13 protein-coding genes are annotated in these 13748 nt (G+C 60.1%); 7 read left to right on the top strand and 6 right to left on the bottom strand.

Going from position 1 to position 13748, the window contains the following annotated elements; all coding sequences use genetic code 11:
- The first annotated feature begins 43 nt into the window (after positions 1-43).
- On the top strand, positions 44-895 hold the full coding sequence (locus BUC24_RS18430) for a sulfurtransferase (RefSeq protein WP_073219500.1): 852 nt from the start codon (positions 44-46) through the stop codon (positions 893-895).
- Positions 896-915: 20 nt separating this feature from the next.
- Here the strand turns inward: BUC24_RS18430 and BUC24_RS18435 are convergent, their stop codons facing one another.
- The 4 genes from BUC24_RS18435 to polA form a co-directional block, all read right to left on the bottom strand.
- Positions 916-1692, bottom strand: a complete 777-nt coding sequence (locus BUC24_RS18435; RefSeq protein ID WP_073219503.1) for a glycine-rich domain-containing protein — start codon at positions 1690-1692, stop codon at positions 916-918.
- Positions 1693-1767: 75 nt separating this feature from the next.
- Complete coding sequence (locus BUC24_RS18440; protein WP_073219506.1) at positions 1768-2517, bottom strand: ZIP family metal transporter; 750 nt, start codon at positions 2515-2517, stop codon at positions 1768-1770.
- A 129-nt stretch (positions 2518-2646) separates the two neighbouring features.
- Complete coding sequence (locus tag BUC24_RS18445; protein WP_073219508.1) at positions 2647-3057, bottom strand: hypothetical protein; 411 nt, start codon at positions 3055-3057, stop codon at positions 2647-2649.
- 101 nt (positions 3058-3158) lie between these two features.
- Complete coding sequence (polA, locus tag BUC24_RS18450; protein ID WP_073220342.1) at positions 3159-5903, bottom strand: DNA polymerase I; 2745 nt, start codon at positions 5901-5903, stop codon at positions 3159-3161.
- Positions 5904-6064: 161 nt separating this feature from the next.
- On the opposite strand from polA, the gene BUC24_RS18455 reads away from it, so the two are divergent.
- Genes BUC24_RS18455 through BUC24_RS18465 form a run of 3 tightly spaced genes read left to right on the top strand, consistent with a single transcriptional unit; the run spans position 6065 to position 8232 of the window.
- Entirely contained in the window at positions 6065-6472 is a 408-nt protein-coding gene (locus BUC24_RS18455; protein ID WP_073219511.1) for a hypothetical protein, read from the top strand.
- Positions 6473-6520: 48 nt separating this feature from the next.
- On the top strand, positions 6521-7480 hold the full coding sequence (locus BUC24_RS18460) for a homoserine kinase (RefSeq protein WP_073219515.1): 960 nt from the start codon (positions 6521-6523) through the stop codon (positions 7478-7480).
- Positions 7477-8232 carry a BPSS1780 family membrane protein gene (locus BUC24_RS18465; RefSeq protein WP_073219518.1) on the top strand — a complete coding sequence of 252 codons (756 nt, stop codon included), beginning with the start codon at positions 7477-7479 and terminating at the stop codon, positions 8230-8232. The genes BUC24_RS18460 and BUC24_RS18465 overlap by 4 nt, the downstream gene beginning before the upstream one ends.
- Positions 8233-8251: 19 nt before the next feature.
- On the opposite strand, the gene BUC24_RS18470 is transcribed toward BUC24_RS18465, so the two are convergent.
- Complete coding sequence (locus tag BUC24_RS18470) at positions 8252-8647, bottom strand: VOC family protein (protein WP_073219521.1); 396 nt, start codon at positions 8645-8647, stop codon at positions 8252-8254.
- 248 nt (positions 8648-8895) lie between these two features.
- On the opposite strand from BUC24_RS18470, the gene BUC24_RS18475 reads away from it, so the two are divergent.
- The 3 genes from BUC24_RS18475 (at position 8896) to BUC24_RS18485 (ending at position 11323) form a co-directional block, all read left to right on the top strand.
- Positions 8896-10278: a pre-peptidase C-terminal domain-containing protein gene (locus tag BUC24_RS18475; RefSeq protein ID WP_229448285.1), complete on the top strand. Its 1383-nt coding sequence runs from the start codon at positions 8896-8898 to the stop codon at positions 10276-10278.
- Positions 10279-10298: 20 nt separating this feature from the next.
- Complete coding sequence (locus tag BUC24_RS18480) at positions 10299-10694, top strand: hypothetical protein (RefSeq protein ID WP_143167564.1); 396 nt, start codon at positions 10299-10301, stop codon at positions 10692-10694.
- A 173-nt stretch (positions 10695-10867) separates the two neighbouring features.
- A complete protein-coding gene (locus BUC24_RS18485) occupies positions 10868-11323 on the top strand; it encodes a fasciclin domain-containing protein (RefSeq protein ID WP_073219529.1) in 456 nt (151 codons plus the stop codon).
- A gap of 92 nt (positions 11324-11415) precedes the next feature.
- On the opposite strand, the gene BUC24_RS18490 is transcribed toward BUC24_RS18485, so the two are convergent.
- Complete coding sequence (locus BUC24_RS18490; RefSeq protein ID WP_073219532.1) at positions 11416-13722, bottom strand: UvrD-helicase domain-containing protein; 2307 nt, start codon at positions 13720-13722, stop codon at positions 11416-11418.
- Positions 13723-13748 lie beyond the last annotated feature (26 nt).

The raw sequence follows: 13748 nt of genomic DNA on the forward strand, positions 1-13748 counted from the left end.
TTTTTGCGATGGTAAGATACCTCGACAAAAATTCGAGGATGCCATGCACACGACATTAATTTCCGCTGCCGACCTGGCCGGCCAGATTACCGATCCCCGCGTCGTGATCATCGACTGCCGCCACGACCTGATGAATCCATCGGCCGGGCGCGACGCTTACGCGGCCGGGCATATTCCTGGCGCGCTGTTTGGCGACATGGACCATCAGCTGTCAGGTGCCAAGCGCGGTGCCGATGGCGTGTTCCGCGGCCGCCACCCATTGCCCGAGCGCGCCGCGCTGGCCGAAACCTTGCGCAGCTGGGGCATCAACAACGACAGCCAGGTCGTCGCCTATGACGCGCATGGCGGCATGTTCGCCGCGCGTCTGTGGTGGCTGCTGCGCTGGCTGGGCCACCCTGCCGTGGCCGTGCTCGATGGTGGTTTGCCGGCCTGGCAGGCAGCCGGCCAGCCCGTATCGACCGACACGCCCGCACCCGCGCGCGGCAGCTTTGCCGAGCAGGCGTCGCTGGTGCCGCAAGTGGACGCGGCGGCCGTGCTGGCCAACATCGATGGTGGTGACAAAACCGTGATTGATGCCCGTGCGGCAGACCGCTTCCGCGGCGAGAACGAAACCATGGATCCTGTGGGCGGTCACATTCCCGGCGCGAAGAACCGCTTCTTCAAGGACAACCTGCAAGCCGACGGCCGCTTCAAGGATGCGCAACAACTCAAGGCCGACTTCTCCGCGCTTGTAAGCGATCCGGCCAAGGCCATCATGCAATGCGGCTCCGGCGTAACCGCCTGCCACAATCTGCTGGCCCTCGAAGTGGCAGGGCTCAAAGGTGCGGCGCTGTATCCCGGCTCATGGAGCGAATGGGTGGGCGACAGCAGCCGGCCCGTGGCCACAGGTTCGTAGCCGCTCGGCGTGCGGATGTGTCATCCGCATCCGCCGCCACAACCGCCACCGCAGCTGCTGCCGCAGCCACCGCCACCATCGCAGCCGCCACCGCCGCCGTCGGAGGCGGAGCTGCCGCACCCGGAACCACAGCCGCCGCCGTTCGCGTTGGTCTCATTCTGATACTTGCGGTAGGCATCAATCGACACCAGTCCCGCCCCCAGCAGCGCGGCAGAACTCAAGCCGTCCGGCAGGTGCACTTCCCCCGTGCCTCGCCCTTTCGCATCCATGTCGCGGTAGGCCACCTGCCCCTGCGAGAGCGAGTAGGCATACCCTTCCGGCATGCGCACGCGCCGGTCCAGCGAGAACAGCTTGGGCACGTTCAGGCCCGCCACCGGCAAGCCTTCGAGCTCGCGCGCGGCCACCAGGGTGTGCGCCAGCGCCTGATTCATTGGCAAGCCCATGTCCGAGCCCTCGGTGTGCGCGATGGTGCGGCCAAAGTGGGTCAGGCAGAAGCGGGCCAGGTGTTCAGGCGCAAAGCGCACCCAGGCGTGCCACACCGAATCAGCCGCCTTGGACGGCAAGCCGCATTGCTTGCCGCTGCGGGCCACGCAGTCGAAGAACATCAGCAGTCCTTCCGCCGCGCGGGCGAAAAAAAAGGCATCCTGCGGGATGCCTTTGAATTCGAATGCTGCGGTGCGCTGCCAGTAGGTGAACAGCTTGGGGGGAAGATCGGCCAGGGGCTTGCGGTACTTGGAACCGTGGTACAGCCACTCGGTCGAGATTTCGTTAATTTTGTTACGCAGTAGGTTCATCATATTTTTATCTCCTTTATTGTTGTTTTTGTAGCTCCAATATAAAGGGCAAATATGACAGCTTGATGACGTTGTTTTTTAGTGACCCGCCGTCAGGAACAGCACAATCAGCACACCGAGGCCAATCAGCAAGACTTGCGGCACCGATTCGCGCAGCGTGGCGCGGCGCTGCATCTGCGGCATCAGGTCGCTCACGGCAATGTAGATGAAGCCGGACGAAGCGAACACCAGCACATAGGGAATCATGCCGCTGGCCTTGTCGAGCGTGAAGTAGCCGATCAAGCCGCCGGCAATGGCCATCAGGCTGCACAGCAGGTTGAAGACGTAGGCGCGCAGGCGCGAGAAGCCGGCATTGAGCAGCACGATGAAGTCGCCGATTTCCTGAGGAATTTCATGGGCGATGATGGCCAGGCCGGTCACGATCCCCAGTTCCGGGTTGGCCAGGAAAGCGGCGGCAATCAGAATGCCGTCGGTGAAGTTGTGCATGGCGTCGCCAATCAGGATCATCCAGCCTGATTTGCCCGCTTCGCGCTTGTCATGTCCGTGCGAATGATGGTGGCCGTCACCCTCGTGGTGATGCGAATGGCGCAAAATGGCCAGTTTTTCCAGCAGGAAGAACGCCAGCAACCCGCCCAGCAAGGTGGCAAACAGGCTGCGCGGATCGGCCTTGGACTCGAACGCTTCCGGCAGCGCATGCAGCAGCGAAGTCGAGAGCATGATCCCGACCGACAGGCTGACCATCCGCTCGACCATCTTCGACAGCAAGGCGAACGAAAACACCGCCGCGGCAGTGATGCTGGCGACGCCCCCAATGGTGGTGGCGAGCAGGATGGAGATAAGGATCGGGTCGATTTTCTTGCCTTTTGTGCTGATCTTGCGTACTGCAAGCCGGGCATTGTACCAACCTCGTCCGCGCCGCGTCCGATTCAGCGCAAAAAATGCTGCGCCAGCCGTCGCTCACACCATGTAGACGATCCAGACCGGCATCAGCAGGATCAGCAGCAGGACAGACAGCGCAGTATTGACGCCAGCAACAATGCAGGCCTGGAAGAAGGAAATGCGCATCCCGAGCGTAAAGCCCAGCGCATACGCAAGAAAGAAGCTCCAGCCCAGCTGGATTTTCATGCTGCCGTCGAAGTGCGCATTAAAACTGAGCACGTTCGTCCACAGCAAGCCCATGCAAAGCAAGCCCAGACCGACCGAACGCAACACTTCCCCGGCGGGCGATGCCACCCCAGTCAGCAGTTCTACGGTTTTCTGGCCCACCAGGGTCACCACCAGCGTCGATGCCGCAATCAATGCCGTGATGTGGGCCGGCAGTGTGGCCGCCATGACCACAAAGGTCAGCACGGTAAGTAAAAGGTACATGAGAGATGCCGGTCAGAAAAACCAGCATCTTACACAAACAATTGACATTAAAACATCGTTAATAATGACGCTAATTTACCGAGCGGCGCTTAGGCTCGGACTTAGTGCGCCTCATCCCAGTTCGGCCCGATACCCACTTCGGCCAGCAGCGGCACCTTCAGTTCCGCCACGCCCGCCATCAGTTCGGGCAGCTTGACCTTGACCAGTTCCAGCTCGCTTTGCGGCACTTCGAGCACCAGTTCATCGTGCACCTGCATGATCATGCGGGTTGCCAGCTGGTCTTTCTCCAGCCAATCCTGGACCGCGATCATGGCCAGCTTGATCAGGTCGGCCGCTGTGCCCTGCATGGGCGCGTTGATGGCCGCCCGTTCCGCACCCTGGCGGCGCGGGCCATTGGGCGAATTGATCTCGGGCAGCCACAGACGGCGCCCAAACACGGTTTCCACGTAGCCGCGTGCCTTCGCCTGCATGCGCGTGTCTTCCATATACTGGCGCACACCCGAAAAACGGGCGAAGTATTTGTCGATATAGCTCTGGGCTGCGGCGCGCTCGATGCCCAGGTTGGAGGCAAGGCCAAAGGCGCTCATGCCGTAGATCAGACCGAAGTTAATCACCTTGGCATAGCGCCGTTGTTCGCCCTGCACGTCGGACGGTGCAATGCCGAAGATCTCGGCCGCGGTAGCGCGGTGAATGTCTTCACCTTCCGAGAACGCGCGCAGCATCGCTTCATCGCCCGAAATATGGGCCATGATGCGCAGCTCGATCTGCGAATAGTCGGCCGAGACAATCACGTTGCCCGGGCCGGCAATGAAGGCTTCGCGGATGCGGCGCCCTTCGGCGGTGCGGATCGGAATGTTCTGCAGATTCGGCTCGTTCGACGACAGCCGTCCGGTGACGGCCACCGCCTGCGCGTAGTTGGTGTGCACGCGGCCAGTGTCGCGATTGACCATGCGCGGCAGCTTGTCGGTGTAGGTGGACTTGAGCTTGGACATGCTGCGGTATTCCAGCAGGATTTTCGGCAGCGGGAAGTCTTCGGCCAGCTTTTGCAGCACTTCTTCGTCGGTCGAGGGCGCGCCGCCCGGGGTCTTTTTAATGACCGGCAGCTGCAGCTTGACGAAGAAGATCTCCCCGATCTGCTTGGGCGAACCGAGGTTGAACGGGCCGCCCGCGAGCTCGTAGGCTTTTTGTTCGAGCTCCATGATGCGCGCGCCCAGTTCATTGGACTGCACGTCCAGCAGGGCCGCGTCGATCAGCACCCCATTGCGCTCGATTTTCTGCAGCACGACGGAGGTGGGCAGTTCGATTTTGCGATAGATGAAATTGAGCTTGTCGTCGTTTTCCACGTGCGGCAGCATGGCCTGGTGCAGGCGCAGCGTGATGTCGGAATCTTCGGCCGCGTATTCGGTGGCGCGTGCCAGTTCGACCTGGTCGAAACAAATCTGGCCTGCACCCTTGCCGCACACGTCGGTGAACGGAATGGTGGTGTAACCCAGGTGGCGCAAGGCCATGCTGTCCATGTCATGCGGCTTGTGCGACTCGAACACATACGATTGCAGCAGCGTGTCGTGCTCGATGCCGCGCAGCGTCACGCCATGGTTGGCAAAGATATGGCTGTCGTACTTGAGGTTCTGGCCAACCTTGGCTTTGGCCGGATTCTCCAGCCAGGCCTTCATTTTTTCCAGCACCTGCTCGCGATTGAGCTGCTCCGGCACGCCGGCGTAGCGGTGCGCCAGCGGGATGTACGCGCCCTTGCCTGCTTCCACCGACAGCGAAATACCCACCATTTGCGCCGTCATGGGTTCGAGCGAGGTGGTCTCGGTATCGACCGAGGTCAGCTCGGCCGCCTCGATCAGGGCCAGCCATTTGTCGAGCTGCGCTTCGGTGACCACAGTTTCGTATTCGCCCTTGATGACGGGGACTATCGCACCCGGGAACAAATCGCCTTCCGGAGAATTGAGCAGTGCGCGCGGCGCGCCTTCATCGTCACGCTGGGTGATTTCGCGCAGCAGCGTCTTGAAGCCGTAACGCTCGAAGAAGGCTTTCAGACCAGGCGCGTCTTCCGGCCTGGCCACCAGCGATTCCTGGATCGACACCATGTGTTCATTCAGGTCGCAATCGAGTTTGACGGTGATCAGCTCGCGCCCTTTGGGCAGCCATTCGAGTGCCTGGCGCAGGTTCTCGCCCACCGCGCCGGTAATGGCACCGGCGTTCTGCATGATGTTGTCCAGATTGTCGTGGGCAGCCAGCCACTTGAGCGCCGTTTTGGGGCCGCACTTGGCCACCCCCGGGATATTGTCGACCGTGTCGCCAATCAGGGTCAGGTAATCGATGATGCGGTTGGGTGGCACGCCGAACTTGGCCAGCACGCCGGCTTCGTCGAGCTTTTCGTTGGTCATGGTATTGATCAGCATGACCTTGTCGTTGACCAGCTGGGCCAGATCCTTGTCGCCGGTGGAAACCACGGTATTCATGCCAAGCTGGGACGCTTGCACCGACAGGGTGCCGATCACGTCGTCGGCTTCGACCCCGTCGACCATCAGGATCGGCCAGCCCATGTGGCGCACCGCCTCGTGGATCGGCTCGATCTGCAGGCGCAGGTCGTCCGGCATGGACGCGCGCGTGGCTTTATAGTCGGGGTACATATCGTCGCGGAAGGTCTTGCCCTTGGCGTCGAACACGCAGGCGATGTAGGCCGCCGGGTAATCCTGGCGCAGGCGGCGCAGCATGTTGACCATGCCGTGCATGGCGCCGGTCGGGTGGCCGTCCGGGCTGCGCAAGTCCGGCAGAGCGTGGAAGGCGCGATAAAGGTAACTGGAACCGTCGACTAACAGCAGGGTATTTTGCATGGCACCGTAGAGTAGGTTGAAGCCGCGCGCAGGCACGGCGCAGCATATCGTTTGGCATTATCGCAGAAGTGGCTGCCACCCCGCAGCGGTGAACGCGACACTTGATACAGGGTCGCCGTGTGTTTGTTACAATGGTTCAAACGTTCATAAGGCGACCAATCATGCTGCGCTCCTCCACGCTGTGCAAACTCCTGTCCATACTGCTGCTTGCCCAGGCGGGTACCGCGCTGGCGCAGCAAAAGCCGTCCGAAGCGCCCCCCAAGCTGGAAGTGATCGAAGAAGGCAGCGACCAGCCGATCGTGGTCACCCCACCCAAGACGGGCGGCGCCAAAATCACTGAAAAAAAAGACGGCGGGCGCATTACCGAAGTGAAGGTCAAGAACGGCAAGAGCGCCTACACCATGAAGGGCACCAGCCCGGCCGCAGTGAATGAACGCGGCAGTGGCGGCGGCAGCACGCTCGGTTCGCCGCAGTGGCAAGTCATGGAATTCGATCTGAACCGCAAAAAGAAAACAGACAAGGAAGACGTGCCGGCCGCCGACGTACCGCCACCGCCACCAGCCAAATAAGCGGCATCGCTGCCATTTCTCTCGAACCAACTTTTAATTCGCTTTCACATGGCAGTATTTACCGCGGTCAGTCTGGATGAAGTCTCTCCCTGGCTTGAGCAGTTCCCGTTAGGAAAGGCCCGTTCCCTCAAGGGCATCGCATCGGGCATCGAAAACAGCAATTTTTTCCTCACCACCGATGCTGGCGAGTATGTGCTGACCCTCTTCGAAGTGCTTGGGTTCGAGCAGTTGCCCTTCTACCTGAACCTGATGCGCCATCTGGCCGAGCGCGGCATTCTGGTGCCGGCCCCGGTCGCCAACAGCGCCGGTGCGCTGGTTGTGCCGCTGCAAGGCAAGCCGGCCGCAATTGTCAGCAAACTGAGCGGCAGCTCGCAGATGGACCCGCAGCCAGTTCATTGCGCCGCTGTCGGTGCCATGCTGGCGCGCATGCATCTGGCCGCGGCGGATTTCCCGCTGCGCCAGCCGAATCTGCGCGGTCTGGACTGGTGGAACGCCACCACGCCGCTGGTACTGCCTTTCCTGGACGACAGTTGCGCCCACTTGCTGCGCGCTGAAATGCATTTCCAGGAAGCGTACGCCGCCTGCGACCATTACAAGCGACTGGGACGCGGCCCGGTGCATGCGGACCTGTTCCGCAATAACGTCATGTTCGACGGTGAGCTTCTGACCGGCTTCTTCGATTTCTATTTTGCTGGCTGCGACACCTGGCTGTTCGACGTGGCCGTCACCGTCAATGACTGGTGCATCGACCAGAGCACAGGCGTGCTCGACACCGCGCGCGTGCGCGCCCTGCTCGACGCTTACCATGCCGTGCGCCCGTTCACAGCGGACGAGCAGTCGGCCTGGCAGCCGATGCTGCGCGCCGCGGCCTTGCGTTTCTGGCTGTCACGTCTGTACGACCTGCATCAGCCCCGTGAGGCAGAAATGCTGACCCCGCACGACCCCACCCACTTCGAACGCATCTTGCGCGAGCGCATCGCGACTGCCGCACCGGAGTTGTTCGCATGAACCGCTTACCTGCAAGTACCGGCTGGCTGTGGCTGAAACAGGGATTCGGTCTGTTCAGGAAGCAGCCCGGTTTTTTGATCCTGCTGCTGTTTCCACAGATCCTGTTCACCATGCTGACGCTCAATTTTGCACAGCCGATTGGCAGTATCGCGTACGTCCTCCTCATGCCATCGTTCAGCATGGTCATTTTCGAAGCAAGCCGGATCCTTTCGCTGGACCAGAAATTAACGCCAGCGGTCATACTGACGGGCTTTCGCAAGGGGGCGCTGGGGCCATTGACAAAGCTCGGCGGCATCTACCTGGCAATGATGGTCGTTCTCCTGCTGATGATGCTTCCTTTCCTCGATAAGGACGCTATCGTGCAGGCATTCGAAGCAGCCCAAAAGACCAAAAAGGACCTTGTTTTGCCGGAATCCATGATGCAGCTCATGATGGGCTTCGCCTTGATTGCCGCGGCAATCATGTTCATCCTCTCATTTGCTGCACCGCTCATTCATTGGAAAAAGATGCCAACGTTTAAAGCGATGTTCTACAGCGTCGCGGCGATGTTTGGTTCGTTCGTCCCGGTTCTCGTGTTACTGCTCAGCTGGGGCCTGATCTGGGTCACCATCATGTCGCTCGGAACCGCCATTTTTGGGAAAACAGGGGCGGTCTACGTGTTGACATGGATCCACATGGTCATGCTCGTGATTTTTCAATGCGCCGTCTACGCTGCCTATCGACAGTTAATCCCTGGCGACGCCGCAGAGTAGTCCCCAGGAACTTGCCACTTTATTTGGGACGGTACAAAGCGCACAGCTTGTTCCCGTCCGGATCGCGCACGTACGCCAGGTACAGCGCGCCTGCCGGGCCTTCCCGCAATCCCGGTGGGTCCTCGATCGAGACGCCGCCCAACGCCACCGCCGCATCGTGAAACGCCTTCACCTGCTCGGGCGAATTGCATTTGAAACCGATGGTGCCGCCGTTGGCACAGGTGGCCGCTTCGCCATTGATCGGCTCGGTGATGCACAAGGTACCGCCGTCATGCCGGTAGAACAGACGGGTATGTCCGGATGGCGCCTTGTTGATGAAGGGCTCGCCATTCGCACCAAGCGTAGCCAGCAGGCCGTTGTAGAACCGCTTTGAGCGCTCCAGGTCGTTCGAACCAATCCCGATGTGACTGAACATGCTTTCTCCTGTCTGATGATGGGAATACTGCTGCCGCGATTCTAAATCATCGACACCGCGTCTTCCATGCGACCCCGCCACCCGGCCAACGTTGCAATTTTCTGACATCAAAAGAATTGTGGAACTTTCCAAATTTCGGGCGTATATTCGATGAAAATTTTCGTTCATTAAAACGGCGTATGTAAACCGTTTTACTTTACGGAATTTTTACATAACGAAAATAGTGGTCTTTTTTGGAGAGTCAGAGAATGAAAATACAAGAAATTTTCAGGATGGCGCTCGCCTGTACGCTGCTGCTGGCAGCACATGGCGCATCGGCAGCATGCCTGTCATCCGAAGTGGAATCGAACAATAGCGACAGCAGCGCCAATACCGGCGCGTGCAGCGGTACTGCCATCAGCGGCACCATTGCGTCCAGCACCGACGTCGACTGGTTCAAGCTCGATGTGACGGGCCCCGGCACCATCAGCATCAACTTGGCACACGACAGCGGCATCGATCTGGACTGGTACCTGTACAAGGCCACCGGTTCTTACGTGGCCTACCGCTCCACCGTCAGCAATCCCGAGACCGGCAGCTACGGCGCGACGGCGGCTGGCACCTACTACGTACGCGTGAAAAGCTATACCGGCAGCGGCCGCTATACCCTCAACGTGACCTTCCCCGGTGCGAGCGGCGGCGGTGGCGGCGGCACGCCTACGGCCTGCACCCTCCCCTCGGCCGTTAACCTGGGCAAGACCGGCAACGCCACACCCAAGGCCACAAGCACCAGCGGCGGCGTGGTGCTGATGGGCGGCGGCATGGACGTGGACAATGCCATCAAATGGATGATCAACAAGTCCGGCGGCGGCGACTTTGTGGTGATCCGCTCGAGCGGCACCAACGCCTATAACGACTACATCTATGGTCTGGGCGGCAGCAACTCAGTGCAGACCCTGCTCATCACCAGCGTGGCACAGGCCAACGACGCCTGCGTGGTACAGACCATCAAAAGTGCGGGTGCGGTGTTCCTGGCCGGTGGTGACCAAGCCAACTACATCAATTACTTCAAGGGCCAGGGCGTGGGCACGGCGCTCAATTACCTGATCAACACCAAGCAGGCGCCGGTGGGCGGCACCAGTGCCGGCATGGCGATCCAGGGCCAGTACTATCACCCAGGTGGCGCCGAGGTGACCACGGTGCTGAACAACCCGACCGCTGCTGCCATCGGTAACAACTTCCTGGCCAATGGCGGCCTCACCAACCTGGTCACGGAGCCGCATTTTGCCGAACGTGCGCGCCAGCCACGCCTGACCGGCTTCATGGCCAGCATGCTGTACAACTATGCGGTGAGCTGGCAGAGCGTGCGCGGCGTGTCGGCCGACGAAGCCACCGCGGTCGCCATCGACGCCAATGGCGTTGGCAATGTGTACGGCGCCGGCAATGTCAATTTTGTCCGGGCCACTGGTGCGCCTGAGACGCTGGCGCCTGGCGCCAAACTCACCTGGCAGCTTTCACAAAAAGCGCTGCAGATGTATCAGGTGCCAGGCACCGTCAACGGCAGCAATGCGTTCAATCTGGGCACCTGGACCGGCAGCGGCGGCATCACCCGCTACTGGGCGGTCAGCAATGGCGTGCTGACGATCTACTGATGTCAACTCAAGGAACAACAATGAAACCAATCCGATTGATCGCGCTGGCCGCGGCTGCACTCTGCCTCAATGCCCAGGGCGCCTCCAGGCATGACTATGTCTACACCCCAGCCCCCGGCGTCCATGAAGTGAAGTACTTCCACGGCTGCTGGGACAACAAGGACGACGAAAAGCGTCCGAAAATCGACGTCACGATGGCGGGCCTGAACGTGACCGATGTCCAGATCGAGACGCGCCAGCGCGAGGAAGGCAAGCCGTCGACTGACATGATCACCTTCCGGCTCAAGAACATGGATGCCAGTTTCAGCGTCCAGTTCCGCAGCAAGGACGGCGATCACTGCCAGCAGGGGGTGGCAAGCATTGCGTTTCGCGACCGAGTATTACGCAACGCAAACGAGGTGAATGCGCTGAGATGATGGACAAGAATTACCTCTGATTACTGAGGGCATCAAATTGAACGGCGCCCGTAAACACGGGCGCCGTTAAACGAGCTCATGCGCGGCAAAGATTTAAAAATGTGGTTATGATGGCCACGCGTCGCCTATCCTGCCGGCGCATCAATCAGAAGCTATTTCTGTTAGGAGCACACATGAAGAAGATCATTCTTGCATCCGTACTGACCGTCGCCGCCACCTTCTCGGCGCAGGCAAAAGACATTGTCGACACTGCCGTCGACGCAGGTAACTTCACCACACTGGCCACTGCACTGAAGGCGGCCGGGCTGGTGGAAACGCTCAAAGGCAAAGGCCCGTTCACGGTGTTTGCGCCGACCGACGAAGCGTTCGCCAAAATTCCAAAAGCCGATCTGGACGCGCTGTTGGCGGACAAGGCCAAGCTGACCAAGGTACTCACCTATCACGTGGTGCCGGGCAAAGTGATGGCGGCGAATGTGAAGGCCGGTAAAGTGAAAACCGTGGAAGGCGCATCGATCAACGTGACCACCAAGGGTGGCGTGATGGTCGATAACGCCAAGGTCACTGCTACCGATATCAAGGCAGACAATGGCGTGATTCACGTTATTGATACCGTGATCATGCCGAAGTAAACGACATCGTCCTCGCGGAGGCGGGGACCTATAGCACGCGAAACGACTTCGGTCGCGTGGAATAGGTCCCCGCCTTCGCGAGGACGACGTGGTCAGCGCAAGCGTTCCAGCTTGGCCACCGACAGATCCAGCACCTTCATTCCCGCCTTGCCAAAATTGATCTGCGCGCGCGCATTGCTGCCGCCGCCTTCAATATTAACGATCACACCTTCGCCGAACTTGGCATGCGCCACCGATTCACCGATGCGCCACCCCGGTCCATTGCTGGCGGCCTTTTGCGTGATCTGCTGCGCGATCTTGTTGTCCGACCCGCCACCGAAGCTTGGCTCATCCCAGGCGGATTTCTTATTGCCGAACCAGTGCGACTGCACCTTCGGCGAAATCCATTTAAGTGCCTCCTCAGGCAGCTCGTCAAAAAAGCGCGATTTCATGTTGTAGCGAGTTTGACCGTGCAGCATGCGCGTCTGCGTAAAGCTCATGTACAGGCGTTTCTTGGCGCGGGTGATGGCCACATACATCAGGCGCCGCTCTTCATCGACGCCATCCATCTCGCGCGAACTGCTCTCGTGCGGGAACAGGCCTTCTTCCAGGCCGGTAATGAAGACTGCATCGAACTCCAGGCCCTTGGCCGAATGCACCGTCATCAGCTGCAGCGCGTCCTGCCCCGCCTGCGCCTGGGCGTCGCCTGCTTCCAGCGACGCATGCGACAGGAAGGCCGACAGCGGCGACATGACCGCCGGCAGCGCGGCATCGGCGTCGAGGATTTCAAAGCCATCCTGATTGACGATAGGCGCGCCCGACATGGCCTCGGCCTTGGGGCCCAGGTGCGCAGGCGCGGATTGGCCAAAGCCCTCCTCCTGCACAAACTGGGTGGCCGCATTGACCATCTGCTCCAAGTTTTCGATCCGGTCGGCGCCTTCTTTTTCGTTCTGATAGTGGGTCAGCAAGCCGCTTGCCTCCAGCACCACGCGCACCATTTCCGGCAGCGACAGCTGTTGCGTTTCAAAGCGCGCACCTTCAATCAGCTTGACGAATGCGCCCAGCGAGGTGCCGGCCTTGCCCATCACGTAAGGCACTGCTGCATACATGGAAATGCGGTGCTGTTCGGCCGCAGCCTGCAGTGCTTCGATCGAACGCATGCCGATGCCGCGCGTGGGGAAGTTCACCACACGCAGGAAGGCCTGGTCGTTGTGCGGATTGTCCATCAGCTGCAAGTACGCGATAGCGTGCTTGACCTCGGCGCGCTGGAAATAGCGCTGGCCGCCGTACACCGTGTAAGGCAAACCGGCCGCGAACAGCGCGTGCTCGATCACGCGCGACTGCGCATTGGAGCGGTACAGAATGGCGATCTCGCTGCGCAGCGCGCCTTCAGCCATCAGGGTCTTGGCTTCTTCAATGATCCACTGGGCCTCTTCCAGGTCGGAAGACGCTTCATAAATGCGCACCGGCTCACCGTGGCCAGCATCCGTGCGCAGGTTCTTGCCAAGGCGCTTGCTGTTATTGGCGATCAGGTGATTGGCCGAATCAAGGATGTGACCGTGCGAACGGTAATTTTGCTCCAGCTTGATCAGATTCTCGACCCGGAATTCACGCTCGAAGGCGGACATATTGCCCACGTTGGCGCCGCGGAAAGCGTAAATGCTCTGGTCATCGTCACCGACGGCAAACAGCGCGCCGCCGATCTGCTGCCCCTGTCCTGCCAGCAACTTGAGCAGGTTGTACTGCAAGTCATTGGTATCCTGGAACTCGTCGACCAGAATGTGCTTGAAGCGGGCCTGGTAATGCTCGCGCAGCGGTTGATTACGGGCAAGTAATTCGTAAGCGCGCAGCAGCAGTTCGGCAAAATCGACCACGCCTTCGCGCTGGCACTGCATGTCGTACAGTTCGTACAACTCAACCATCTTGCGCTCGATCGGATCGTGCGCTTCCACACGATTGGCGCGCAAGCCCTGGTCCTTGGCGTTATTGATGAAGTACATCAGATTTTTGGCCGGGTACTTTTCATCATCAACGTTGTTCGCCTTGAGCAGACGCTTGATCATGGACAACTGATCTTGCGAATCCATGATCTGGAACGTTTGCGGCAGCGCCGCGTCGCGGTAGTGGGTGCGCAGCAGGCGGTTGCACAGGCCGTGGAAGGTGCCGATCCACATCCCGCGCGTGCTGACCGGCAGCATGGCCGACAGCCGCGTGAGCATCTCCTTGGCTGCCTTATTGGTAAATGTGACAGCCATGATCCCGGCTGGCGACACTTGCCCGGTCTGGATCAGCCAGGCGATACGGGTCGTCAGCACGCGCGTTTTGCCGGAGCCGGCGCCAGCGAGAATCAGGGCGCTTTGCGACGGCAGCGTGACGGCGGCGAGTTGTTCGGGATTGAGGTTGTGAAGGAGATTTTGCATCCCGTGATTATACCGGTCGCGCACTG

The sequence above is a fragment of the Massilia sp. CF038 genome, assembly GCF_900129765.1.
Classification (GTDB): Bacteria; Pseudomonadota; Gammaproteobacteria; order Burkholderiales; family Burkholderiaceae_D; genus Telluria_A.

Coding starts and splice junctions, on each gene's coding strand:
- BUC24_RS18430 (WP_073219500.1), top strand. CDS start 44: ATGCACACGACATTAATTTCCGCTGCCGACCTGGCCGGCCAGATTACC.
- BUC24_RS18435 (WP_073219503.1), bottom strand. CDS start 1,692: ATGATGAACCTACTGCGTAACAAAATTAACGAAATCTCGACCGAGTGG.
- BUC24_RS18445 (WP_073219508.1), bottom strand. CDS start 3,057: ATGTACCTTTTACTTACCGTGCTGACCTTTGTGGTCATGGCGGCCACA.
- polA (WP_073220342.1), bottom strand. CDS start 5,903: ATGCAAAATACCCTGCTGTTAGTCGACGGTTCCAGTTACCTTTATCGC.
- BUC24_RS18455 (WP_073219511.1), top strand. CDS start 6,065: ATGCTGCGCTCCTCCACGCTGTGCAAACTCCTGTCCATACTGCTGCTT.
- BUC24_RS18460 (WP_073219515.1), top strand. CDS start 6,521: ATGGCAGTATTTACCGCGGTCAGTCTGGATGAAGTCTCTCCCTGGCTT.
- BUC24_RS18465 (WP_073219518.1), top strand. CDS start 7,477: ATGAACCGCTTACCTGCAAGTACCGGCTGGCTGTGGCTGAAACAGGGA.
- BUC24_RS18470 (WP_073219521.1), bottom strand. CDS start 8,647: ATGTTCAGTCACATCGGGATTGGTTCGAACGACCTGGAGCGCTCAAAG.
- BUC24_RS18475 (WP_229448285.1), top strand. CDS start 8,896: ATGAAAATACAAGAAATTTTCAGGATGGCGCTCGCCTGTACGCTGCTG.
- BUC24_RS18480 (WP_143167564.1), top strand. CDS start 10,299: ATGAAACCAATCCGATTGATCGCGCTGGCCGCGGCTGCACTCTGCCTC.
- BUC24_RS18485 (WP_073219529.1), top strand. CDS start 10,868: ATGAAGAAGATCATTCTTGCATCCGTACTGACCGTCGCCGCCACCTTC.
- BUC24_RS18490 (WP_073219532.1), bottom strand. CDS start 13,722: ATGCAAAATCTCCTTCACAACCTCAATCCCGAACAACTCGCCGCCGTC.